This is a genomic window from Paenibacillus sp. Marseille-Q4541, from assembly GCF_018310695.1.
Taxonomy (GTDB): domain Bacteria; phylum Bacillota; class Bacilli; order Paenibacillales; family Paenibacillaceae; genus Paenibacillus.
Genome location: NZ_JAGXCY010000006.1, coordinates 29862 through 55287, shown reverse-complemented (window position 1 = coordinate 55287; position 25426 = coordinate 29862). Strand labels below are relative to the sequence as shown.

Below are 25426 nucleotides of genomic sequence, written 5' to 3'. Positions count from 1 at the left end.
TACATACACTCACTTCAGCTTGGACATAATCTTGTAGGGAATGGAAATCATTAGGGCTTGTTTATTTCGTAGTACACGGAGGGATCGATTTGGAAGCAGAAGGTTTACGCCTCGTCGAAAAGTATGCATTGAAAAAATATAAGGTATACCAAAAAGATTGGAAAATGTATATCTTGCGGGCAATGCTTGCCAGTATGTTCATTGGATTCGGCGTTATTGTCGCCTTTAAGACAGGCAATTTTTTTTACATGGTAGAATCACCTGCAGCCTATCCGATGGCAGCACTTACGTTTGGAGCAGCGATTATCCTCATTGCCTACGGAGGCGCTGATCTTTTTACAGGTAATACTTTTTACTTTACATATGCAGCACTAAAGAAAAAAATGGAGTGGAAAACGGTATACAAACTATGGGGACTTACTTATGTGGGGAACCTGCTTGGTGCTCTGGTATTCGCTTTCCTCATTGATGTAACGAACCTTTACGCCTCACCCAGCGTAAATACATTTTTACTTAGTGTAGTGGAGCACAAGCTGGATGCTACCGTTGTAGAGTTGTTTTTTCGAGCGATTTTATGTAATTGGCTTGTATGCCTCGCCTTTTTTGTACCTATGTTTATGAAGGAAAACGGAGCCAAAATGTTCGCCATGATCTTGTTTGTATTCTGCTTTTTTATTTCGGGATACGAGCACAGTATTGCTAACATGTGTACCTTTGCCATCGCACTTGTGCTGGAGCATTCAGAGGCTGTATCTCTTGGAGCTATCCTTCATAACTTGATCCCTGTAACGATTGGTAACATGGTAGGCGGCGTGTTTATGATGGGATATTTTTACCACTATATTAATAAACCATTCGATGAGGAAGAAGAAGCAAAGCACTAAGTCTTTTCGTCCGGCATACAGGGGACATCACTCTTGTACTCTGTCCTGATCAGCAGCAAATTTAGAATAGCAACGAATAAAAAAGGGGTATGAACATAATCGTTCATACCCCTTTTTTGTCACACGTAGAAGTAAACAGAGGAGTCACACATAGCTCTATATGAGCCACTACTGCTTCCTTTTCCGATTCGTTACCCTACAGCCATCTCAATATGGATCGTTGTCTTCAACCCTAAAGCATTCATCACGCTTTGAATTTTCTCTGTTGTTGCTCCTTCATACTCATTTCTCTCGTCCCTTGAGACCTGAGCTTCCGAGACACCCAGTCTTTTAGCAAGCTCTGCCTGGGATAAATTTAAATAGATTCGGTGTGCAATCAAATTTTTACCGAGTTCCATAATATTTTGAACAGGAAAAAAGGTCCCTTGTTTAATCATCTCATAATTATGAATTTCCTCTGCAAGTTCGTCTTTAAAAGCAAGCAATGGTTGAATCGCATGTGAAGTTTGTTCCTTGCTGAGTCCCATACTCTGAAAACGAAGTTTCTCGTTTACGATATATGCCTTGTGATCTTTCAATTTTTCCTTCGCTCTGCGGTAAGCGGTTTCAGTCTTGATCATTGATTTAACCTTCCTTTACTCTTTAGCGTTACATTCAATTACACTATTGTTCTTATATCCTTATGTAATGCAGTTTATACCCGAGTTATGCCTTCCAAAATGAATCTAATAGTAAACTTAACAAATATGTTAATTATTATAAACATTATTCTTCGATTGGTCAATTCATTCCTTAATTTACAAAAAAAGACTGTTCTCATGTAAAAGGAAACAGTCTTTTTTGCTAATCTTATGTACGAACTCTACTCTCTTGCGGATATCTCTCATCTGTCTTAGCTCTAGTTTCTTATTCCGAATTGATACGGAATTTCTTTTACTACAACACCGAACAGGAGGATACAAAAGTAACCAAACATAACGACCATATCCAGACGTCTACTCATTTTATTTCCTCCTACAATATTCTTACCCATTAATTTAACAGCAGATCCTCGATTTGTATATATCTTCCTTCACTTCATTTGGGCGAGTAATGCTCTCTTTCTAGTATATCGAAAAAAGAAAGTCACTTCTGAAGAGAAAAAGTTCACTTGAGTAAAAAAAGCATCCGTCAACGTAATTGACAGATGCTTTTTGCAATTTTACATTTCCTAAAATATCCATTGTTACTTTAACGCATCACTTCTCTGTCTTGCTTATAGAGATGAGTAACCTTCTTGTTTATTGTCCTACTTTGTCTCGGTCTTTGCCCTTATCGGACTCTCCAGCATTCTTCGACGCCGCTTCCCGGTCCTGCTTCATTTCCTCTACTGTCTTCACTTTCAGTCTGGCTGCTCCCTCGTACGCTTGGACCGGAATCCAGCTGTCTGATGCCATTCTCTCCTTCGCTTCAGAGACGGCATTCCTATACTGCGGAAGCCACCGTTCCCCTGCAACAAGCATCTCATCCACCATCTGCCATATTTCATTCGGATTACATACAGCGCCCACTAAAGGATCCATCATAAAAGCCTGACGAAGCAGCTGATCGTCTCCATGAATAGCTGCCTCCACCGCGAGTCGTTGTACCGAGATGCTCACATTACATACAGCGGCAGGTCCAAGCGGAAGTGGACCTACATGTGGCATGGAAATACCATTACGATCTACGTACCCTGGAGCTTCTATTACCGCGTCGTCCGGTAGATTGGATATGACTCCATTATTAATAACATTGAAATGTCCACGGTAGACCCTGCCCGTCTCTAAACTCTCAATGATATAGGAACCATGCTCCTGGCCACGTTTATCCGCTGTGAAACGATTCGGTTCTTCCTTCATCCAATTCGGAAAATCAGTCTCAAACCAGTTCCGCCCTTCGGTACACACCCGAAGATATCCACCCGTTTCCCCGTTAATCCAGCTGCCAAGATCAATCCAGTCTTTGATTTCCTCCGGACGTTTGCGGTACCAAGGTACATACTCACTCAGATGTCCGTTAGATTCCGTACTGTAGTATCCAAATCTGCGTAACATATCTATTCGAACTTTCTCCGTGCGGCTATATTCCGGATGCTTGAGGAAGGCTTCGAGCAGTCCAGCTGTAAGGTCCTTTCCTTCGTGACTTGCTTTGATATACCAAGTTTGATGATTAATTCCCGCACATACGATGTCTACCTCTTTCATATCAAGCCCATACACTTCTGCAATCTGATGATGCCCATGCTGTACGCCATGGCACAAACCAATGGTACGAACACCGCCATATTGATTACATGCCCAAGTAAGCATAGCCATGGGGTTGGAGTAATTCAGCAGCAGCACGTCCTCTGCACATACTTCACGAATATCTTTACAGATCTCCATCATCTCAGCGATACCGCGCTGGCCATACATGATTCCGCCTGCACTAAGCGTATCTCCTACACACTGATCGACACCATATTTTAGAGGAATATCGACATCGCTCGCAAAAGCTTCCAGACCGCCGACACGAATCGTAGAAATGACATATTTCGCATCTCTCAATGCCTCACGCCGATCTGTTGTCGAATGAATTTGTATACCAAGTCCATTCTCCGTTATGTCTCGTTGACATAACTCCGTTACCATATCCAGATTATGTTGACTAATATCTGTAAACGAAATATCGATACTACTGAACTCCGGTACCGTTAGCAAGTCTCGTAGTAATCCCCGCGTAAACCCAATACTTCCTGCCCCAATAAAAGCTACCTTACATGACATAAAAGATCAGCCACCTTCCATTTTTGAAACCTCCCCTATTCAGGAAAGTTACGATTGGTATGAAAATATTGTAGCAATCATAAGGAAGGAAGCGTTACCAATATCATGACTTCTTTTTACTAACTTATTATAAAATCCTCACTTTTATTTGAAATCCCCACTTTACTCTCCTCTATCTCACATCTACGGCATGCACTACAATAGGAAAAGTACTACCTAATAAAAGTGCTCCAGAAACGGCCGCTATAAAATAAATAGCAAACCAAAGATCACGATGCGAATATCCAATTTGGTAAAAAAAAGTTCGCTTATTTTCACTTTGAAATCCCTTCGCTTCCATGGCTACAGCAATCCGCTGTGCCTTTCGAATACTTTGGGCAAGCAGCGGAATTGCATACTGTTTAAGGAGCGCATACACGTTCCATTTCGATCTTTGATGGCCTGCTCCCCGAATCATCAAAGCATGCCGAAGCGTCTGAAATTCGTAAATTAGAATGGGGATCAAGTTCATCGCAGCAAGAAAACTGTAAGCATATTTGGGAGGAAGTCTCCACTGCTGCATCAGCGAGTAGAAGAGCCGCACAGGCCGAGTCGTCAGTCCAAATAACAGCCCGAGTGCGGCCATTGATAGCGCTCTGCAACCAAGATGTACTCCACGCAAGAAACTCTCTTCTGTGATATGGATAATTCCATACTTCCACCAAGTGGTTTCCCCTTTTCCGAACAACATCATTCCTGTCGACGTTGATATAAACACTAGAATAAAAGGAGAGGCGTACAGAAGTAAGCGTAGCGGAGGATGCCCAGTACCGAACAGCAGTAACATCATAGCCATCGTTAGATACATCATGCTATTTAGGTTATGGATCAAAATGACCACGAGAAACATCGAAGTAAAAATAACGAGTTTACATCCAGGGTTAACCCGGTGTAGCCAAGTTTCTTGATAAGGAATATTTAGTTGCAAGTGGTGACTCTCCCCTCCGCCGCTTTCCAGACCGAAGTACAATACCTAGCTGATATCTCCTTATCATGAGTTACCATAACAATGGCTGTACCTTCACTCCGCAGACGTTCGAGCTCATCCAGCATGGCAAATGTATTTCTGGCGTCCTGCCCAAACGTTGGCTCATCTAATAACAAAATGGGTTGTTTGCGGACGATAGCTGAAGCAACACTAAGTCTTCTTTTTTGCCCAAGGGATAGTTCATAAGGATGTCTGTCTTCAAGTCCATGCAAATGAAATCTTCGAAGTAATTCTTCTACTCGTACAGATCGTTGCTCTCGAGTCAGCGGCTCAAACAATAGCGAGTATTCGACCTCATTCCAGACCGAGTGGGTGACAAACTGAAATTCAGGATTCTGAAATACAAAGGCGATTTGTTCTGCTGCTTGTTTCGTATTCCGGGGATGCACACCGTTAATCAAATAAGTCCCTGTTATCGGGAGCAATTTCATTAATCCAAGCAAGAGTGAGCTCTTCCCAGCACCATTCGGTCCCATTATCCCGATAAAATCACCTGGGAGCACCTTCAATTCTTCTGCCTGAATAATAGACTGGCCGCCGCGCTGAATCGTCACATCTTGAAGCAAGAGAATCGGTTCTGGCTCTGGTTGATGCTCACAAGAGGAAGGCAGAGGCTGTCGTGGAGGAAGAGAATGTTCATTCCAGACCCCAGGATACCAGATCCCATAATCCGCAAGTGTTCGCTGTTGCTGAACAAACACCTCTACAGCGTCACCATCCGCAATCACCTCCCCTTCTGAAGACAAAACAACAATGCGATCTACGAAACCCAGAATGTGATCAATTTTATGCTCCACGATAATAACTGTACGCTCTCTAGCTACCTGACGAATCGTGTCCCATACTTCTAGTGTCCCTTGTTCGTCCAGCAATGCCGTCGGCTCATCCAAAAAAAGCACCTCTGGTTCCATAGCCAGTACGGAAGCGATCGCAAGGCGTTGCTTCATCCCTTGGGAGAGTGCTTGAACTGATGTATGTACATCGGTTAACTCAAGTCCGACGAGAGACAAGAGCTCTTTTATTTGGGCTTGCATTTCATCCCTAGGAACCTGACGATTTTCGAGAACAAAAGCAAGTTCCTCATCTACGTATGGCATACAAAACTGAGTGTCTGGATCTTGAAAAACGATGCCTGCATGAGGAGGAATCGTCGATTCATCTACCTTCATTGGGACATCAATCGAATGGGGAATGAGTCCACTTAACACTTGGAGCAATGTAGATTTCCCGCTCCCACTTGCACCAAGAAGTAATACCTTCTCTCCTTTGGTTATAGTAAGTGAGAGATTCCTAAACCAGATCTGAGGTTCTCCGGGAAACTTCAGGCGAAGGCCAGCAACTGCTACTTCTACTGGCCTATCGATGGAGTAGGTGTATCCTTCTTGCGGTTCCACTGACTTCACTTGAGGAGGCATTAATGAAGTGCCTCCATATCTTCTTTTGTTGACCTTCTCAGTGATTTGGTTACCCCTGTTATTTCAAGAGCCTTATACAGCGAATAAGCAACAATACCCGCGATTACAATACTTCCTGCAAGTCTTAGCCCAATGAGAAGAGCGTAACTCCAGGTTTGCAAGGATTCGATATAACCATAACCAAAATCAAGGACTAAAGAACCTGCTGCCGAGCCAATTGCGGCAAGACAGGTAATCCACACATTCACCTTCCGATATAGGAAGAGCGCAAAGATAACCTCGGCGCCAAGACCTTGAACGGCTCCATAAATGAGCGTAGATATTCCCCATTCACTTCCAAGAAACGCACTTACCGTGGAAGCCGCAATCTCCGAGAGAAGAGCAGCCCCGGGTTTACGAACGACGAGAAAAGCAAAGGTTCCTGCCATGAACCACATCCCGTAAATCGTCTGTTCCGCATGAAGACCAAATGGTTTGACCAGATCGTAAGTAGGTCCCCATATTTTATAGATAATCCCGAATACAACCGCAATGACAATCGTAACCAGGATATCCGTTAACGTAAGTCCTTTGCGCCCTGATTTTGAAGACCCACCTCTTGTCTGTAACATGTACATTCCTCCTTAGAATTAAAAAAAAGCCTCCCCAATTCGGGCAGGCCAGCTAAGGACGTATCTTGGTTCGCACCTAAAAAACAAAGCGGCATCTGGTGTCGCAGCTCCCCGCATATCTTCCGTTCATACAAGACGGATACATACGCTGCAGCTGTATTCCCTGCCCAACACTTTGTTCTAAACGATACTAGATATTCGCTCTCTACGCTGGCATTACCCAGATCAGATCCACGGTCAGTGGCATAGGGCCACCCTCTCAGCCTGACTTCATCAAGCTCCCGTTCACGCTTTTAAGTTAGTTACAATGTACAATAAATGTACATTATTGGCAATTGTTTTTAGAGACTACCACGATCTTCGTTCCGTCTGCTCCCGGTAGGTGCTAGGGGTCAAGCCCGTATGTTTTTTAAACAGGGTATGAAAATACTGACTGCTGCTGACACCTACATAATCACATAATTCATGAATGGGAATAGCCGTTTGCTGAAGCAGCATTTTTGCTTTTTCCATTCGGATTCCGGTTAGGTACTCTGTCAGTGTCTGAGAGGTGTTCGTCTTGAAGATACGCTGCAAATAACCAGGATGAAGACGAACTGCTTCGGCCAAATCCTTAATTTGAATATTACGATCATAGTTCTGGTGCATATAGAGAATACAACGTTTTACATACCCTTCTGCGCTCGGCTCCCTCATCATCTCCACTTCTTCCCGAAGCCTTGCGATTCTTGCAAATAACTGTAAAAACAACAGGTTCATCATCGTATTTTTATGCCCAACGGGTTGCCGATCAAGTTCGAGCACCAAACTTTTGAGTACATAATAGACCTCTTCCGGATCAGATAAAACGAGATATTCGAAAGGGGAAGTCACAAAATCGGACAATGCTTTTTCTTCTGCAAGCAATTGCTTCATCGATGCATCAAACGAATGATCTTCATCGATGAAGCCAAATTCCACATTAAGCATTCTGCAGGCCGTATCTTGCTCTACAATCAGTCTATGAGGAACATCTGCATCCAATATGATAAATTCACCTTTCCGCAGGGTAACAAGCTCGTTTTGTCCATTCCTGCACAGCACATCTATGGTACATATCCCCTGAATAACGTACATAATTTCGGTCCAGCAATGTTCATGGTAGGCCATTTTATAGTCTTTCCACTGCTTATAATAATAGGCATAAAAATAAGGATTCCACGAACCATCCGGCGGGTTATTGCAGAAAAAACTACCTGACATGTGTAATTTCCTCCTGCACTTTAAGTGAATCGGAGTGATTTGAACTTCTCTATTGTCTCGGAGATCAAATGCATACTTAATGGCTTACTTATATATTCATCCATGCCCATAGACAGGTATTTTTCCCTATCCCCTTTTATCGCATGAGCGGTCACAGCAATGATGTACGGACACTTGTCTGACAGTTGTTCACGAATTTGGCGCGTCGCTTCAACACCGTCCATAATAGGCATTTGGATATCCATGAACACAAGATCATAGGTATCTTCCAAACATGCTTTTATTGCTTTTTTCCCATCTGAAACAACGGCCGGCGTGTATCCTAATTTATTCATCATTTTGACCAATACCAACTGATTGACCTCATTATCTTCCACTACAAGAATACGTAGTAAATGATCTGGTTTATCACAGCATTGATTCACTTGCTGATCTTCCTTTAGCTCGAGATTAGACTGTAGTGTAAAGTTTGTCCTAAACACGAAACGCGAGCCATTTTCATCCCTTCTAGGCTCATATCTGATTTCTCCACCCATCAGTTCGACCATTTTCTTGCTGATTGCTAAGCCTAGCCCCGTACCCTCGATTTGTCTTGTCATGTAATGATCAACTTGATAAAAAGGTTCAAAGAGTCCCCCTGCTTTACTATCAGGGATGCCTATTCCCGTATCCAGTACTTCAAATTCTAGACACACCCGATCATGGAGTTGCTCTACTTTTTTTGCAGATAATGAGATTGAGCCCTTCTGTGTAAACTTGATTGCATTACTAAGCAAATTGATTAATACTTGCCGGAGCTTATTCCCGTCTCCAAGCAATTTGTCCGGAATTTCGGGGTCAATATACGTCTCCATCTGTAAATCTTTATTTTTTGCCCTGGGTGCATTCATTTGAAATACATCAGATATAATAGACTGTAATTCAAATGGCTCAATAGAGAGCTCCATTTTCCCAGACTCCACTTTGGAGAAATCAAGAATATCATTAATAATCGTCAGCAAAGCCTCTCCGCTTTGTTTAATAATGGAGGCATATTGCATTTGCTCAGCATTTAGGTCCATATCCAAAAGTAAGTCTGTCATTCCAATGACTCCATTCATGGGAGTACGTATTTCATGACTCATCATGGCCAGAAAATCACTTTTTGCTTTATTCGTCCTCTCTGCATCTTCCTTTTCTATGATAAGCCGCTTCTCCTCTGTCATGTCTTTGACGATGAGATAAAACCCAACTTTATGGTTATGAATAATAATAGGGGCAAGTGTAGCAAGTACTTCGACCGAATGCCCCTCCTTATGACGAACCGATTTAATATCGCGCTCAATCGACGTATAATCGTGATCTACGAGTGATAAATTTGCAATGGATTCCTCCCCTACAATACGAGAGATTCGAGTGCCGATTAATTCAGGGATCTCGTATCCTGTAAGACGTTCTGCCATCTGATTTCCATTAATGATTTTCCCATCCAATCCGAAGGAAATAATCGCATCATGATTATATTTTTTGAGCGAAGTATACCTTTCCACACTCTCTAATAGTTTTAGCTCCGCAACCTTACTCGTCGTAATATCAATAATGTGGACAATGTAATAGGAGGGTTCCCCCACATGTTTATCATAATAAAGAGAAACGTGAACACATGCCCAGACGACATTTCCGTTTCTATGTAAATATTGTTTTTCATTCTCAAAGCCTGACGACATATGTTCTGCAAGTTCAGATAATGGAATGGATTCTGATAATATATAGTCCATTGCAGGGAGCGTCATCAGCTCTTCCTCACTAAATCCTATGATTTGGCAGGCTGCAGGATTCACTTTGATCCATTTCCCTTCTAGGGAAACAAAAGCAACCCCAACGGGTGCTTGAGTAAATATATGTTCTACTAAATTCATGTCATCCAATCGTTCCAGGTTGCTCATCTCAGCACCTCCTCACATCGAATATTATACAACTTGGATGAAGTCTTGTGGACGGGTTGTTTTAGGAAAAAATAACTGAATAACCAATATGTCTTTCAAAATGTGTTGAAAACGCAATTAACTGTGGAAACGGTGCTTCCGCGCTCTTCGCTCCACTTGTTTTGTCTGGACGAAGATATGCTCTGAAGTAGAGGTCCAGACAAAGCCAAAGTCGCTCCGTTCACGGAACCACCTTATCCCCATTCTCAACGTTCTAGTATGTAAAAACAAAAAATAAGCTGCTTAAGCAAATCCTTAGGCAGCTTATTTTAATACGAAATCACTATTATTTAAAAGGCAGGAATCATCGTATCCGGATGGTTCTCTTCAATGAACTTTCTAGCTTCGTCACTAGTCAGTGCAGCAGCCAGTTTCTGAATCGCTTCGGAGTCTTTGTTATCCTCCCGAGCAACCAGAGAGATAGCGAACTTCTCATTCAATGCTTCCTTCACGATGGCATCCTCATTTGGCGTCAGGCCAAGCGGTGAAGCATATGCAGGGTACAATGTTACCATATCTACATCATCATAAGCACGAGCAAGCATTAGAAGATCCACTTCTTGGAATTTGTAATTCTTCGGATTATCGGTGATGTCAGACTGAAGCGCATTGGTACCTACGCCATCCTTAAGTTTAATCATTCCGTTTTCGGCGAACATCGCAAGGGAGCGTCCAATGTTGGCTGGATCATTCGGGATCGCAATTGTGGCTCCATCCGGCAATTTTTCAATGCTGTCATATTTCTTGGAGTAGCCACCATAGATGATATGATAAATTAGCGTAACCATGGTCAGGTTACCTTCATTATTATCGTTGTATTGTTGCATGAACACTTGATGCTGGAAGAAGTTTGCATCCACTTCTTTATTTTTGAGTGCCTCATTTGGCTGGATATTATCAGATACATTTACGATTTCAAGCGTAATGCCCTCTTTTTCAAGCTGCGGTTTCACGGCTTCCATCATATCAATCATTGCAGGTAAGTTACTAGCTACCTTCAGGGTCTGCGTTTCTCCCTCTTTCGGTGCTGCACCTTCATCCCCTTTCTTTGCATCGTTGCTGTCTGCATTACAAGCTGCAAGAGTTAACATCAGGAGTGCCATTAAGGCGAGTCCTGTCCATTTTGTCATGAAATTCATTGTTGTCTTTTTCATAGCTGTGTTAAATCCCTTCTTCTTCATATTCGAATGTATTAACCTATCAACGCTTATCCAATTTACGAGCCAACAGATTCCCGCCAAACTGAATGAGCTGAACCAGAATAATCATTATGGCAATCGTAAACACCATGAGTTCTGTTTCATACCGTTGATATCCATACCTGATGGCAAAATCACCAATTCCGCCTCCACCCACAACACCTACAACGGTAGAGTAAGAAATGAAGCTGATCGTGGACATGGTTAAACCTCGTACCAAGCCGGATCTTGCCTCGACATACAGAAATTTATAAATAAATTGAAAAAGTGTTGCTCCCATGGAGGAAGCCGCTTCGACCACTCCTCGAGGAACTTCAAGTAAAGACTGCTCAGCGAGTCTAGAGTATGTTGCAATAGCTACGACCGATAACGGAATAGACGCAGCAACAGTCCCTAGTGCCGTCCCAACGATCATGCGTGTTAAAGGAATCATAAAGACAACCAGCAGCAGGAACGGGAATGAACGGACGATGTTGACTACAACATCCAGTATGGCAAACAAAACTCGATTCTCATACCTCTGACCTTTGCGTGTCAGATACAGAAGCGTACCCAGAGGGAGACCAATCAGGATAGCAGCGGCAAGAGAAAGACCGACCATAAAAAAGGTTTGTCCTATGGCTTCCCACATCTCACTCTCATACTTGGCCACATACGTCTCGTAAAAATTCATCAATCGTCATCACCCGCTTCCTGTTCCTCATACCAGGCGAGCATATCAGGAGGCAATGCCCCTTCTGTAATTGGCAGAGTCCGCACGATCTTCCCGGCATCCATAAAGGAAACGGCATTACACAATTTTTCGACCACAGGCACTTCGTGCGTCACAATCACGATCGTAATTTTCATTGCTTCGTTAACGTGCCTAAGCACCTCCAGCACACCAGAAGTGGTCTTAGGATCAAGCGCAGAAGTCGGTTCATCACAGAGCAGCACCTGCGGTTCATTCGCAAGCGCTCTTGCTATGGCGACACGTTGTTTTTGTCCTCCACTAAGCTCTGCAGGATACTGCTTTGCTTTGTCTTCAAGGCCAACAAACTGCAAATATTCACGAACACGAGCGGAACGTTCTTCTTTCTTGACTCCCGCAAGCTCCAGCGGGATTGCCACATTTCCCTCAACGGTTCGATTCGCGATCAGGTTAAAATGTTGAAAAATCATTCCGATCTTTCTTCTTGCTTCCCGAAGCTCCCGCTCTCTCATCCCAGTGAGTTCCTGTCCACCTATATAAACCTGACCTTGATCCGGCCGTTCCAGCAAATTAATCATGCGTAGCAGTGTCGACTTCCCGGCACCACTTGCCCCAATGATGCCATGAATACTTCCCTGTTCTATATGCAGCGAAACACCATCTACTACCGTCAGTCGCCGTCCATGCTTCTCGGATCCAAAACTCTTGCTGACATGGTCTAGCGATATCAATTCTCTTCCTCCTCCAACACTGACATTTCACACTTTTAAATCATACCATATCGATAGGGATTTGGCTCTATATTTTCATAACAAAATCAGATGTATTTTTAATCCAATTTTGTTAGCGAATTATTTTCTTATCTAAACCAGCCTTTTTCCTTAAAATGTTTAATTGCTTCGATTCGATTTCCTACACCAAGCTTGTCTAAAATAACGGATACGTAATTTCGTACCGTCCCTGTCGTAATATATAACTCACTAGAAATTTCTTTTGTATTTTTGCCATCGGCAATGAGTTCCAAAACGGCCTTTTCCCGTTCCGTCAGCGGATTTTTCTCACCATATCCTTCATCCACAAGTTCAGCTGCATAGATCCTTCTTCCTGACATTACACTGCGGATCGTTTGAGCTAATTCTTCTATCGGACTATCCTTTAGTAAATAACCACTAACTCCGGCCTTGAGTGCTCGTTCAAAATAGCCGCTGCGTGCGAAAGTAGTTAAGATAATAATCTTTACCTCTTCACCTTTCATCTCTTCCGCAGCATCCAGTCCGCTTTTAATTGGCATTTCAATATCCATGATACAAATATCTGGCTTATGCTCTTGAACTAGATTTACTGCATCTTCCCCGTTATTCGCTCTTCCGATCACTTCCATGTCTTCTTCCAGATCAAGCAATGAGGCAAGAGCACCCAGTAGCATTCGCTGATCTTCAGCAATAACAATACGTATCATATGATTACAACTCCCTTCACATTTGACGCTGTACTGCACGAGGCACCGCAATACGCAGCTCGGTACCTTCTATCGAAGTGATGAGCAGACTGCCGTTCACAAATTCCAGACGTTCCTTCATTCCCTGAAGTCCGTTTCCACGAATCCGTCCTGGCATGTCCCCCATCCCTTTTCCATTATCTTTCACTGTAATGACGAGTTCTGTGTGATCCGGCTCAATTGCGATCTCGCATGTGCTGGCTTCACTATGTTTAATTACATTCGTAACAGCTTCTTTCAGGCACATACCCAGCACGTTCTCTGCCATCAGAGATATGCCCGTAAGATTTTCTTCACCTTCTATGAGCAGCTTGATATCCGCAACTTTGAGAATTTGCCGTATGCGAAACAGCTCATCTTCAAGCCTTGTGCCTCTCATCTGGGTAACCATCTCCCGCACTTCCTTGAGAGCAGTTCTTGCGGTTAAGGTAACATCCTTCATCTCTTCTTGAGCTCGCCCTGGATTTCTGTTCACCATCTTGCTAGCAAGTTCACTCTTAAGACCGATGAGAGACAGCTTTTGTCCTAGTGTATCATGCAGATCCCTTGCAATTCGTTGCCGTTCTTCCAGTTTGACCAGTTCGGATATCCGTTTATTCGCATCCTCAAGCTGCCCTTGCAGCGCATCCTGTTTATTCTTGTTATATGTGCTGACAGGCAATAGAATAACAGCGATCATACTAACCAGTACAAAGGGAAGCTGTTTAATCACAATCAGATTTACTGAAGCTAAGCTATAATTAATCGTGGCGAAGGTACTGACCAAATGAATGGTATATAAAGTAATGAATCCGGCTTTGTTTTGGATCGTCCCGATAAAAAATGCAAGAAACAAAGAAAAATAAACAAACCCGAAAATGAGCGCCATTAAAATAGAAATCGCCATTTGAACACCATACCAGATATATACCGGCCAGCCCTTCATCACGAGTCCAAGCAGATTGGAAGCAAAAAACACGATAATCATCAAAACGCCAAATACAACATACCCTTTGGATGAATAACCGATAATGAAGTAAAACGGCAGTATGAAACACACGAGCCATACATACGGATTAAGTCCCGTATTCTTGCGGAAAACGTCCTGCCATCGATGCATACTGTCCACAAACACACTCCCGCTTCTATTATTAATCTAACCAGAAAAAAAAGACTACAGATTCAAATCATCCATAGTCATTTCTCACATTCTAGCTTGTTAAACATTGTATCATATCATGTACTTTAGCTGGCAGGAGCAGATGCAGAAACCTTATCTTTGCGTGGCTCCGATTGTTCCAGCTCCAGCTTTTTTTTCTGAAGTACTTTCTTATATCCTCTAAAGGTTACAAACTGCTTGCTCTCCTCATCCCAGAGCCGAAACCGCATAGCTTTCAGACTCGTTGCCACCGTAATCGTTGTAGCCTTATGCAAAGGAGGTGTTGCATTATGTGCTTCCTCCAAATAATAGTTCGGTACTCGCGGGCTTAAGTGATGCACATGGTGAAAACCAATATTCCCGGTAATCCACTGCAGTACTTTGGGTAGCTTGTAGTAAGAGCTTCCCTCTACAGCTGCCTGAATATACGACCAATCTTCTTCATTCTCGAAGTAAGAATCTTCAAACGTATGTTGTACATAAAACAGCCAAATCCCCAGCATGCTTGCAAAGTAAAAAATCGGGAGTTGAATCAGCAAAAATGCTTCCCAACCTACTACAAGACACATTAGCGCATATACCGCTACAATTAGCCCATTCGTCAAATACGTATTCAGGCGTTCCTTGCGTTTTGCACCTTTACGATTAAAGCGATATTGAAGTAAAAATACGGCAATCGGACCGATCCCAAATAACACAATGGGATTACGATATAACCGGTAATATAATTTTGTAAGCCAAGTTGATGATTTATATTCATCCGTTGTCATCATCCAGATGTCGCCAATTCCTCGCTTATCTAGATTACCGCTGGTTGCATGATGCATGGAATGACTATATTTCCACTGCATGTAAGGCGTAAGGGAAATAACACCTGTGAGTGTTCCAACAATATCGTTGGCCTTACGACTCTTAAAGAAGGAACCATGACAGCAATCATGAAAAATAATAAACGTACGAATGACAAATCCGGAGGCAATCAGAGTTAAGGGCAATGTTATAAAGTAAGATACCGACAAGCTTTCATAGGCCAGATACCAAAGTAAGAAAAGAGGTACAAGTGTATTTATCATTTGAATAATACTTGCTTTCAACTCTGTTTTCTCATAAGGGGCCACTTCTTTTTTCAGTTGAGATTTAAAGGATGCAGACATGGCATGTTCTCCTTCACGCGTATCACCGCAGTCCATTTCGTTCTCAGCTGACCGGGTCCACGCATATGATATCCTCATTGTACAAAGAAAACGTCATGCCTGTAAGTCATAAACGTCAGTTACAGAGTATGACATATGTCATACTCTGTAACTGCATTTTCCTATAACCATTTGACGGGATAACTACTACATATGGATACGATACAAATGTAAAAAGCCTATTTTGTATTCATTAGGTTGCATATTACTGATACTTGCAGTAAACTGTCATATACATCTGGTTATACGAAAGGAAGGTAGATGAGAGTGACGATTCCTTCAATCAATAGAATTAACGAACTGAGCCGCAAACAAAAGAAAGAAGGCTTAACTCAGGAAGAGCTTGCTGAACAGCAAGTCCTGCGTAAAGAATATTTGCAAGCCATTCGGGGACAAGTGCTTTCCACCATTTCCGGGCTTACAATTGTTGATCCCAATGGTGAAGACGTTACACCGGAGAAGCTCAAAATTGAGCAGCAGCAAAATAAATCTAAGCTAAACTAAGGCACAGACAGATATATTTCGTCATTGATCAATAAAAGGACAGGAACATGGCAGCATGCCATGTTCCTGTCCTTTTTTTTCGTTTCACGCTAGATAGCAAGAATTTCCCGAATCTCATGTTCACTGAGCGGTGAAATAGCTTCCTGCCCAGGCTGAATAATCTCTTCAATCAGATTTTTCTTACGCTGCTGAAGTTCATACATTTTGTCTTCCACCGTTCCTTGGGTCACAAGACGAATGACTTGAACTACGTTCTTTTGCCCCATCCGGTGGGCTCTGCTTGCAGCTTGATCTTCGACTGCCGGATTCCACCACAAATCATACAAGATGACGGTATCCGCTCCGGTCAGATTAAGTCCTGTACCTCCTGCTTTTAGCGAGATCAGGAACAAGTCTCTTTCTCCTTCATTGAATCTCTCGCACAGTTCCACTCGTTCTTGGCCCGGCGTCTGGCCATCAAGATAGAAGAAAGGCATGCCTTGAAGTCCAAGCTCTCTTCCGATAATCCCAAGCATTTCGGTAAACTGAGAGAACAACAAAATTCGCTTCCCTGCACTTCGACTCTCTTCAATCAATTCCATAAGCTGCTCAAACTTGGCAGAACTACCTGTATAACCTTCCACAAACAAACCAGGATGACAGCAGAGCTGTCTCAGTCTGGTTAGTCCTGCTAAAATCTTGATCCGGTTCTTCTGAAAGCCCTCTTCATTCAAGTGCTTGACTGTTTCTTGACGTAGTTTGGCAAGATAAGCAATATACAGCTTTTTCTGCTCTGGCAAAAGTTCGGAAACTTGCAGAGACTCGATTTTATCCGGCAGTTCTTGCAGCACGTCTGATTTTACACGGCGGAGTAGAAAAGGCCGGATTCGTTTCGCAATCGATTCTCTAGACAACTCCTGAAAAGCTTTTCTTCCAGCAAACAGTTCTGGGAATACTGCATCATAGATAGACCACAGCTCTTCCTGACTGTTCTCAATCGGCGTACCTGTAAGTGCAAAACGATGTCTCGCCGAGATCTGTTTGACCGATTGTGCAGTCTGGGTTGAATGATTCTTAAACGCCTGTGCTTCATCCAGAATGAGGATATGAAACTGCTGTTTTGCATAGAGATCACTATCTCTTCTAAGCAAGGGATAGGAGGTAATGACGACATCCACCTCGTCCATTTGGCTAATGGCTTCCCCTCGCTCTCCTTTACTTCCATCTGCAATAACAGTCCGAAGTTCAGGAGCAAATTTCTTAAGCTCATTGTGCCAGTTATAAACAAGCGATGCTGGAGAGACGATGAGTGCCGGCATTTTATGCTCGCGCATAACCGGAATTTCCGACAGAATAAATGTAATGCTTTGAAGGGTTTTCCCAAGTCCCATATCATCAGCCAAAATCCCGCCAAATCGGTAGGAAGCCAGCATCTTCATCCATCGATATCCTGTTTTCTGATAATCCCTCAGTTCCGCATGTAATGAGGAAGGTACAGGAAACTCCATTTTCTCTGGATGTGCAAGATCTACAAGGAACTGCTGAAGAGCTTCACTTATTTCAAGTTGTTCGGATTGTTTATCCATTAGCGATAAACCTCGGTGGGTAGGAAGCTTCCCTTCACCCCTGCTTAAATCTCCCTTGCGAAAACCCATCTCATTAATGAGTTTTACCATCTCCTGAAACTTTGAACTTGATAGAGGCAGCAAAGCGCCATTCTGCAAACGGTGATATTTGCGCCTCGCCTCTACGCTCGTAAGTACCTCTTTGATCTCGTCATCCGGTATTCCTTTGATATCGAATGTGAATTCAAGCCAATCTGTTCTTTCATCCCAATGGGCACGAATGAGTGGAACCACAGGCGAGGTTAGAATCCGAATCTTCACCGCAGAAGTGGCAAGTACTTCAACGAGTTGCTCCAGCTGTGGCATTGTGTAAAACAGAAAATCAAATTCAGCATCCTCATTTTCCAAATAATATCCTGCTTCTGTTCTTGCAAACCCACTATTCTCCATTAATCGTATGATCTGTTCTTCCTGCGCTTTGTCACGGATCATTATTCGTCCCAGTGGCAGCCGCTCCTTCTCCTCTAATGGATTGATAACGACATCACCATATTGGAATTCAAGCCCAGCCAGCAGTTTGTCCCTGACACGGTCCAAATAAAGTCTCGCCTTAAGGGGGACTTGCACCATCTGGCTCGATATCTCTTCTGTCAGATGTACGCGCCCAAGACGCATAAGCCCGGGCACAACTTTCTCCATATAAGGACCCATCTGTTCCGCAGTAATCCCCAGAACAGGTGCTCTGCTAGACAACAACTTGTCCTTCAGACCTGCTAAATGATGCGCTGATTCCTCTGGAACCTTATAAAAAATACCGTCATGTAACACTAAAGAATACTCTTTCAAAATGAGCATATTCTGAAGACCCGGTATTTCAAGCTGAAATCCACTATTCTCCGAATGTTTCGAAAATTCAAAATCCAAGGGGAGTGTCCGATTGGGCAGCGTAAAACTGCTATATATTTCATCCTCCTGTTGTACATGAACATCCGCTGCTTCCGAAAGTAATGGAGCAATTTTCTCCCAAGCCAGTGGCGGTATGAGCAGCATCCGATCCTGGTTTTTGGCTCGTCCCATGCCCGGATATCCACCCAGTGACTCTAGATACATTTCTTCCTGCCGTTCCAGATGAATCAGTTCAGCCAATACCGCGTAATCTTGAGAACGAAAACAATGAACTTCCGGATCATACGTAAAATGTTTGGAAAATACGTGGGATTCTTTGCGAGCAAGACGACTCAAAAACTGCTTCACCTGCTGTACAATATATAGACGCTTCGGGCCTATTTTGATCTCTAGCCCGAGCATTTGCTTGTGATATCCATAAGGAATCGATCTTACTGTAAATTGAACAGAGAGCCTCTCTCTTGTCTCCAAGATCGTACTTGCAGCTTCTACAGAGATGCGTGAACCTTTGCTAAATAAAGAAAGGATATCTTCTGCCCGCTCTTTCTCTGCTTGTTCAGAGGTACGTGCACGCTGATACCTTGGCGTCATGTAACCATCTGGAATTTCAAGATCAGGCTTGTGCAGCAAGGATGGGTAAGAACGAACTTCTACAGTGCCCTCCTCCTGCAAATGAATGATCTGAATCAGTGCAGCAGCAATATGTTTGCAATAATAATCTTGTACAGGAAAATCAGGACAGGTACAACTAGCTGAGACGTCTCCACTTGTTTCTAGATTCACTTCGACATCATACCTGTTCTTCGTCCCATCTTTGACTACAGCCCGAAACTGACCCTTACCTGCATCAGACAATGTAATTCCTACGTTGCCTGAATAATAAGCATGTTCTCCTTGTTCATAGAAATGGGAACCACACAGCAGTTTTATTTTTCTTCGATTCAGCATTATATTCATTCAACAAATTTTCCTTTCCTTATGCTCAGCCGATAACATCATGTAACTGCTATAATACCAGATGCATGTCTCCATATCTAAACTTAAAGGTAAATCCCAGTTATTCACATATTAGAAAAAGCGTCCTTGTGGACGCCTTCTTTAGGTAAGACAGCAATATAATATGGGTACTACCTACGCACCTGCACCAAATCGTTTACGATATCCGCATTTACGGCACAGTTCTTCCACTGCTTCACGGCGAGAGAATCCATAGAACAGATCATTCGCACGTTCGCTCTCCACAATTTCGGAAAAAGGCGTCGCATTAATATTACCAAGGTTAATGACACCTTCTCCATCAAGACAACAAGGAATGACTGTTCCATCTACAAGTACACCTGCCTGTGTACGCAGCCCATGACAAAATCCTTTTCCATCATCTTCTTCGGCAGCGAGGCTTGGCCACTCGAATTCATGATCTTGATTCAAGTAAATATTTTTCGCGATTTTCACACCGCTTCCCGGCGTTACTTTCTCTTCTATTTTAAAATCGAGTCCAAATTCGCGTTCCAGTACTTCAAGTGTTTCACGATTGCGCTGTTTTTGCAGGTTTGTCATATTATCCTGTGTGAGGTTCCAAAGTCGGAAAGATACGATAATATCCTGTTTCACTGCTTCCCGTACAAATTCAATGATACTATGCAGATATCCTTCGCGATTCTCGCTTCCCTCATGACCATCAAAACTGTGCAGCGAAAAGTTCATTTGTCTCACAGCAGGCTTCCCTAGTATGCGATGTTTGGCCTTCTCAATCAGCGTACCGTTCGTTGTCATATTGACTTTGAAGCCTTTCGCATCAGCTGCATCCAGAAGTTGATCGAGCTTTGGATGCAGCAGTGGTTCCCCTTTAACATGTAAATAAATATGATTCGTATGCGGTCTGATCTGATCGAGTATGTTATCAAATGTATTTAAATCCATAAACTTTGCTTGCCGGCTCGTCTGCGGACAGAAGCTGCAAGCCAAATTACAAATACTTGTGATTTCGACATAAACTTTCTTGAATGTTTTCAAGCCAATGTACCCCAATCTTTCATCTATTGTATCTATCATTATAAAGAAGCCAGCTCCATACGACCAGTAGAAGTTGCGTTTGGCACGACCTAGAAAAATGCGGCAGCCCTATATTGAGGTTCTTCTTTCATATAAAAAAAAGACAGCCACAGGATTCATGTGAACTGTCTAACTCTACTATGCTCAGTTATTTACACCGGAAAAGTTCTGCTGCATTTCTACCGCAAGACTTTCATGGTCTTTGTTAAAAGCTTTGGTTTCTTCATTAAATTGTTGTTTGAGCTTGTTTGCATTCGCAAAAGCCTTATTACGTTCGCTTACTTTGCTTTTTAGCTTGTCTAGCGAGATTTCCCCGTCCTTTTCTTCCAAGAGAACATATAATTCTTTGTCCATAATTAGACTTTCATTATATCGTTCATAGAATTCACCGAAAGTCTTCTGGCGTGCTTCATAATCCTTCCACAGCTGATCTGCCTTCTGATACAACGTCTCTTCCTTTGCACTTTTGCTATAGGAGTCTAGCGAAGTTCTCCAAAATTTGCTCTTCTCTTCAGCAGCGTCCATGATTTGTTTGGCTGCTTCGAGATGCTCCTTCCGATCATCAACATGCTTCAATGCATCCGTGAGCAAGTCATCTAGTTTGGCATTTGCATCTTTACCTTGCTCCATAATCAGCTCATACAGTTCTAAGTCTTTACCTTCCAAAGCCGCTAACTTCTTTAAATGTTCCTGCATTTGATTCTCTGTGTTTACCGTATCTTCCATTGTATTCATTGTGCTAACCGCATCCTCTTTACTGCAGGCTGCAAGGAGTACCATGCATACAATCAGCACAGCACCCAGCTTCCTTTTTGACCACATAAGACAAAATCCTCCCGTATCTGTTTATAAACGTAAATCATTTTTAAAATTCATAACGACGTGATTTTCAGGGTTGTATACTTCAATCTTGTAACCTTTCTTTTTCAAGTGCTTGATGATTTCAGGTAGTGCCTCTACGGTCTGTTCTTTTTCGTGGAACAAAATCACTTCCACATCCTTTTTCACGTCTCGTTTCACATTAGCAATCACCTGATTCGGATTGCCGGGCAAATCCCAATCCATGGAATCTGTCGTCCAGTCCCACAATTTAAATTGTGCCTTTGCAATATCACCTCTGAACTTCTCCCCGATCTGAGGCGCACTACCAAAAGGAGCACGAACTAAAAAGGGCTTGTATCCGGTCAGTTCTTGAATTACCTTTTGCTCCTGCTTTACTTCCTGCAAAAAGTTAGCCGAACCTCCACTTTTATATAGATGATGATATTCATGTGTCATCGTATGCATACCCGGATAGCTGCCTTCTTCAACGATTCGTTTTACTGCATCCGGATATTTATGTATCTCAGTTCCCACCATAAAGAAGGTGCCCTGCACTTTATTTTGTTTAAGGATGTCAAGTATGTCATTTGTGTGTTTACTTGGACCATCATCAAAAGTAAGATAAGCAACCTTTTGAACTTTACCCTTAAACCGAACGGGCTCTTTTTTCGCCATCGGTACAACGGTAAATCCCCCTAGCATACTAGGTTGTTGTACAACCACCGGAGATTCTGCTACTGGTGAGAACTGATCTATAGCAAAACTTCCAATCTTCCATATTAGAAAAATCGAGAATGCCAAAATCACAGTGGCGATGAGTACTCGATCATATCGAATTCTTCTTCGTGCTTTTCGTCCCCGAAATACGGGTTGTTTTTGTTTTCGTTGTCTTCTCAATGTTGTCACTTCTTTCCATAATTAATTACCGCATTACCCAACTCAACACCCGATTATTTGATGTCGATCTGCACTTGTCAGGGGGATGAATTGTCGTAATTTGTGGTTATTTATAACCTCAGTTATAAGATTAAAGGAATTACATGTCTGTTGAATGACAACGAGGTTACAATTCAGATAAAATAAACGTAATAACTATACAAACTTTTTCCAAAGGAGCAAATATATCGTGAGTCCGTATCTGTCACAGATCATCCAAAGTATGGTTAATCGGAATCTCGAAAACTATTATAACAAACATAAAGAATCCGTACTTGTCATCGGCACGGTGTACGGAAACGAAAGGCGAGTCTATGGGATTGGAGACATTCATCCTTATGCGACTACCAATTACAGTGAACTCATTTATGAGATTGGCTCTATTACAAAACTATTCACAAGCTCATTGCTTGCACATCTGCATTATGACGGTTTCCTAGACATCGATGACTCCCTTGGACAGTATATCCCTCTTCTGCCTCCTGATTCGCCGGTTACTTTCCGGCATCTCGCGACGCATACTTCCGGTCTTCCAGGAAAACAAATCTGGAAAGAAATCACGAACTTACTGGATCATGATCAAAACCGTGACTCATGTTCCGTATTCAGTTTGTCAGAAGCCGCTTTTTATCTACGACGTGCCTCTGCGGAAAAAGTAGGGAAGACGTACCGTTACTCCAACGCAGGGATCGGTCTTCTAGGACATATTCTCGCTACGGAGATGCAGACAAGTTATGAGCTTGCCGTACAAGACATGATAACCATTCCGCTTGAAATGCCGGATACGTCTATTCATCTATCGCCAGAAGCAAAGACTCGGCTGGTTCCAGGATATACAGGGCACCGTATAGCGCCGCCGATTCAGCTGAAAGACTTTCCGGGGACCGGAGCTCTCCGTTCTACGGTCAGCGATTTGCTAACTTTTTTATCTGTACATATGGGCGTTCACCCAAACAGGGAAATTTTTGATATTTACTCTATTACCCAAAAAAACCATTTCCAAAAAAAGAATAACTTTAGAGTAGGATTAGGATGGCATCAAAATGTAGAGGAACGGCATTACTATCACAGTGGCGGAACCCATGGTTATCGCAGTTTTATTGGTTTTAACCCAGATCATGCGTTTGGGGTAGTCATTTTATCGAATATTCGTAACCCTAGAATTCGTCTTAATCCAACTTCCATCGGGATGGAGCTTCTGCAGGCTGCAAAATATGGAACCAAAAAAAGCTGACGCTTTAAGAAAACCTGCTTTCCTTAAGGCGCCAGCCTCTTTATTTTGAAAAAGTCTTAGGAGTTGCTCTGAAGAAGTCTATTGCTCCTTCAATTCATCATAAAACACGGCTTGTGCAGCAGAGAAATAAGGTCCTACAAAAAACCAAGCAAGCCCAAAAGAAACGGCCGTTAACAAGAACCAACCAATAAAGCTAAGAAGGAAGAGAAAATACTTCCACTTGTATCCATCCATCAACCTTCTGCTCTCTGTAATGGCCTGGGTTGCTGTATACTCTGGGTGATCTCTTAATACATAAGTGGTCTGTGCATAAGAGAGACTCTTGATGATTCCTGGGATGATGAGCAACAGGAACCATAGAAAAACAAAGAAAAACATAACAATATACGTCCAAATCAGTTTTAACGTCATCGCACCATCTTTGTATATTGAAAATATCTCGAATTCGCTTATCTTCTTTCCGTACAAGGCCGAGATAGAACCATAACACGCTTGCATAAAACGGAATCAGTACAATTTCCAGTACAAAACTGAAAAGAGAACCAGATGAAGTCTCATCCATTTTCATCCACAGTTCAAATCCCCCACTGCTGCGAATATCCATCGCTAGTGGAATATACATCGTAAGAATGGAAATCAGGATCGTCAGTAATATGACTTTCCCCCATTTTCCTCGCAACGCATCAAGTGAACGTCGCTTCATATTCATAATGCCCATTTATTACATCATTCCTCCTGTCAAAACTTGATTATAGCACGGTTAATCAGCTCGGGGAACCAAACCTACTTACTTTATGCCGATCCCAACCGCTGGGCGGTATGCACAACAAATTGAACGAGTTCAGGAAGATCATTCATTTGTTCTTCGTTAATTTTACGTGGAAATGTAATTTCAATCGTATTTAGCAATGTCGACATCTTCTCTTTATCGTATACATAACTGATTGTCTGAGTAAGGGTCTGTGCAGGCCAGATTTCCTCTATCACCTGCTGGATCTGCGAACACTCTTCTTCCACATGCTGAATCGGCATTTGGTATCGGATTCTCAGTATGCAACCTGGTTGCGCACCTTGTTGTTCTAAAATCTCTGAGGCAAGTTCTTGCAGTGATGCTTCCAGCTCAATTTCAGTAGTGATCGAGTCAAGTTCAGGCAACTGAAACTGAATACGGAACATTCGTGACATCACTGCGAGTTCTATCCGATCTACTCTACCTGTGATGCGTACGCTATGATCCAAATTGTCCATATCATACAGTTCATTTTCAAGGGCAACCTTCAGGTTGTCAAAAACAGTGGGGTCAAACATAAATTGCTCCTTTCATTTGCTAAGATGCAGTTGACGGCAGAGTAGCACTTCGTGTGCGGATGGATGTTCCGATCGTCGTTTCCTTTTCCTTTCCTCTGAGTGTTCTCACTCCTATCGCTTCTTGGAAAAGAAAAATACGAACGCTTCGCTTCTTCACATCCATTCCGCTTCCTTCGCCTGATTGCCGTCAAAAACCTCTTAGAACCCTGATACTCGCAGGTGCAGGGGAACGTCGGCAGAGTAGCGCTTCGTGTGCGGATGGATGTTCCGATCGTCGTTTCCTTTTCCTTTCCTCTGAGTGTTCTCACTCCTATCACTTCTTGGAAAAGAAAAATACGAACGCTTCGCTTCTTCACATCCATTCCGCTTCCTTCGCCTGATTGCCGACAAAAACCTCTTAGAACCCTGATACTCGCAGGTGCAGGGGAACGTCGGCAGAGCAGCGCTTCGTGTGCGGATGGATGTTCCGATC

At 42.8% G+C, this 25426-nt stretch carries 24 protein-coding genes; 4 read left to right on the top strand and 20 right to left on the bottom strand.

The genetic code is table 11. The annotated features are described in order from the left end of the window. The first annotated feature begins 89 nt into the window (after positions 1–89). Positions 90–884, top strand: a complete 795-nt coding sequence (locus tag KFT32_RS09345) for a formate/nitrite transporter family protein (RefSeq protein WP_211746922.1) — start codon at positions 90–92, stop codon at positions 882–884. A gap of 191 nt (positions 885–1075) precedes the next feature. Here the strand turns inward: KFT32_RS09345 and KFT32_RS09340 are convergent, their stop codons facing one another. From KFT32_RS09340 to desA, 13 genes are all read right to left on the bottom strand, one after another. Then, positions 1076–1504, bottom strand: coding sequence for a helix-turn-helix domain-containing protein (locus tag KFT32_RS09340; RefSeq protein WP_211746921.1), 429 nt, complete (start codon positions 1502–1504; stop codon positions 1076–1078). A gap of 660 nt (positions 1505–2164) precedes the next feature. Continuing rightward, positions 2165–3670 carry an alpha-glucosidase/alpha-galactosidase gene (melA, locus tag KFT32_RS09335; protein WP_211746920.1) on the bottom strand — a complete coding sequence of 502 codons (1506 nt, stop codon included), beginning with the start codon at positions 3668–3670 and terminating at the stop codon, positions 2165–2167. 172 nt (positions 3671–3842) lie between these two features. Next, a complete protein-coding gene (locus KFT32_RS09330; protein WP_211746919.1) occupies positions 3843–4637 on the bottom strand; it encodes an energy-coupling factor transporter transmembrane component T family protein in 795 nt (264 codons plus the stop codon). Then, positions 4628–6112, bottom strand: a complete 1485-nt coding sequence (locus KFT32_RS09325) for an ABC transporter ATP-binding protein (RefSeq protein ID WP_211746918.1) — start codon at positions 6110–6112, stop codon at positions 4628–4630. The genes KFT32_RS09330 and KFT32_RS09325 overlap by 10 nt, the downstream gene beginning before the upstream one ends. Further along, positions 6112–6723 carry an ECF transporter S component gene (locus KFT32_RS09320; protein WP_481856319.1) on the bottom strand — a complete coding sequence of 204 codons (612 nt, stop codon included), beginning with the start codon at positions 6721–6723 and terminating at the stop codon, positions 6112–6114. Before KFT32_RS09320 ends, KFT32_RS09325 begins: the two co-directional genes overlap by 1 nt. Before the next feature lie 348 nt (positions 6724–7071). After that, on the bottom strand, positions 7072–7965 hold the full coding sequence (locus KFT32_RS09315) for an AraC family transcriptional regulator (protein WP_211746916.1): 894 nt from the start codon (positions 7963–7965) through the stop codon (positions 7072–7074). A 20-nt stretch (positions 7966–7985) separates the two neighbouring features. Beyond that, complete coding sequence (locus KFT32_RS09310) at positions 7986–9890, bottom strand: PAS domain S-box protein (RefSeq protein WP_211746915.1); 1905 nt, start codon at positions 9888–9890, stop codon at positions 7986–7988. Positions 9891–10219: 329 nt separating this feature from the next. Beyond that, entirely contained in the window at positions 10220–11059 is an 840-nt protein-coding gene (locus KFT32_RS09305) for a MetQ/NlpA family ABC transporter substrate-binding protein (RefSeq protein ID WP_211747067.1), read from the bottom strand. 70 nt (positions 11060–11129) lie between these two features. Continuing rightward, the gene (locus KFT32_RS09300) at positions 11130–11801 is read right to left on the bottom strand and encodes a methionine ABC transporter permease (RefSeq protein WP_211746914.1); all 672 of its coding nucleotides are present in this window, start codon (positions 11799–11801) and stop codon (positions 11130–11132) included. Then, positions 11801–12550: a methionine ABC transporter ATP-binding protein gene (locus KFT32_RS09295; RefSeq protein ID WP_211746913.1), complete on the bottom strand. Its 750-nt coding sequence runs from the start codon at positions 12548–12550 to the stop codon at positions 11801–11803. Before KFT32_RS09295 ends, KFT32_RS09300 begins: the two co-directional genes overlap by 1 nt. 128 nt (positions 12551–12678) lie before the next feature. After that, a complete protein-coding gene (locus tag KFT32_RS09290) occupies positions 12679–13278 on the bottom strand; it encodes a response regulator transcription factor (protein ID WP_211746912.1) in 600 nt (199 codons plus the stop codon). Between the two features lie 16 nt (positions 13279–13294). Beyond that, positions 13295–14416 (bottom strand): sensor histidine kinase, encoded by a 1122-nt coding sequence (locus tag KFT32_RS09285; RefSeq protein ID WP_211747066.1) that lies wholly within the window; start codon positions 14414–14416, stop codon positions 13295–13297. Between the two features lie 125 nt (positions 14417–14541). Further along, positions 14542–15609 (bottom strand): Delta(5) desaturase DesA, encoded by a 1068-nt coding sequence (gene desA / locus KFT32_RS09280; RefSeq protein ID WP_211746911.1) that lies wholly within the window; start codon positions 15607–15609, stop codon positions 14542–14544. Positions 15610–15909: 300 nt separating this feature from the next. On the opposite strand from desA, the gene KFT32_RS09275 reads away from it, so the two are divergent. Then, positions 15910–16152, top strand: coding sequence for a DUF896 domain-containing protein (locus KFT32_RS09275; protein WP_211746910.1), 243 nt, complete (start codon positions 15910–15912; stop codon positions 16150–16152). An 89-nt stretch (positions 16153–16241) separates the two neighbouring features. Here the strand turns inward: KFT32_RS09275 and KFT32_RS09270 are convergent, their stop codons facing one another. From KFT32_RS09270 to KFT32_RS09255, 4 genes are all read right to left on the bottom strand, one after another. Next, the gene (locus tag KFT32_RS09270) at positions 16242–19559 is read right to left on the bottom strand and encodes a DEAD/DEAH box helicase (RefSeq protein ID WP_211746909.1); all 3318 of its coding nucleotides are present in this window, start codon (positions 19557–19559) and stop codon (positions 16242–16244) included. A 174-nt stretch (positions 19560–19733) separates the two neighbouring features. Continuing rightward, a complete protein-coding gene (locus KFT32_RS09265) occupies positions 19734–20615 on the bottom strand; it encodes a radical SAM/SPASM domain-containing protein (RefSeq protein WP_211746908.1) in 882 nt (293 codons plus the stop codon). Between the two features lie 183 nt (positions 20616–20798). Continuing rightward, a complete protein-coding gene (locus KFT32_RS09260; RefSeq protein WP_211746907.1) occupies positions 20799–21476 on the bottom strand; it encodes a YkyA family protein in 678 nt (225 codons plus the stop codon). 24 nt (positions 21477–21500) lie between these two features. After that, complete coding sequence (locus KFT32_RS09255; protein WP_249435777.1) at positions 21501–22373, bottom strand: polysaccharide deacetylase family protein; 873 nt, start codon at positions 22371–22373, stop codon at positions 21501–21503. Positions 22374–22602: 229 nt separating this feature from the next. Here KFT32_RS09255 and KFT32_RS09250 point away from each other — a divergent pair, with 229 nt between their 5' ends. Then, complete coding sequence (locus KFT32_RS09250) at positions 22603–23646, top strand: serine hydrolase domain-containing protein (RefSeq protein ID WP_211746906.1); 1044 nt, start codon at positions 22603–22605, stop codon at positions 23644–23646. Positions 23647–23724: 78 nt separating this feature from the next. Here KFT32_RS09250 and KFT32_RS27670 read toward each other — a convergent pair whose 3' ends face one another. The 3 genes from KFT32_RS27670 to KFT32_RS09235 form a co-directional block, all read right to left on the bottom strand. After that, positions 23725–24024, bottom strand: a complete 300-nt coding sequence (locus KFT32_RS27670) for a DUF975 family protein (protein WP_481856322.1) — start codon at positions 24022–24024, stop codon at positions 23725–23727. 414 nt (positions 24025–24438) lie between these two features. Next, positions 24439–24954, bottom strand: coding sequence for a hypothetical protein (locus KFT32_RS09240; RefSeq protein ID WP_211746904.1), 516 nt, complete (start codon positions 24952–24954; stop codon positions 24439–24441). A 19-nt stretch (positions 24955–24973) separates the two neighbouring features. Next, on the bottom strand, positions 24974–25111 hold the full coding sequence (locus tag KFT32_RS09235) for a hypothetical protein (protein ID WP_211746903.1): 138 nt from the start codon (positions 25109–25111) through the stop codon (positions 24974–24976). A gap of 62 nt (positions 25112–25173) precedes the next feature. Between KFT32_RS09235 and KFT32_RS09230 the strand changes: the two genes are divergently transcribed. Continuing rightward, positions 25174–25426, top strand: a 253-nt coding sequence (locus KFT32_RS09230; protein WP_211746902.1) for a hypothetical protein, incomplete at its 3' end; no start/stop codon positions are given.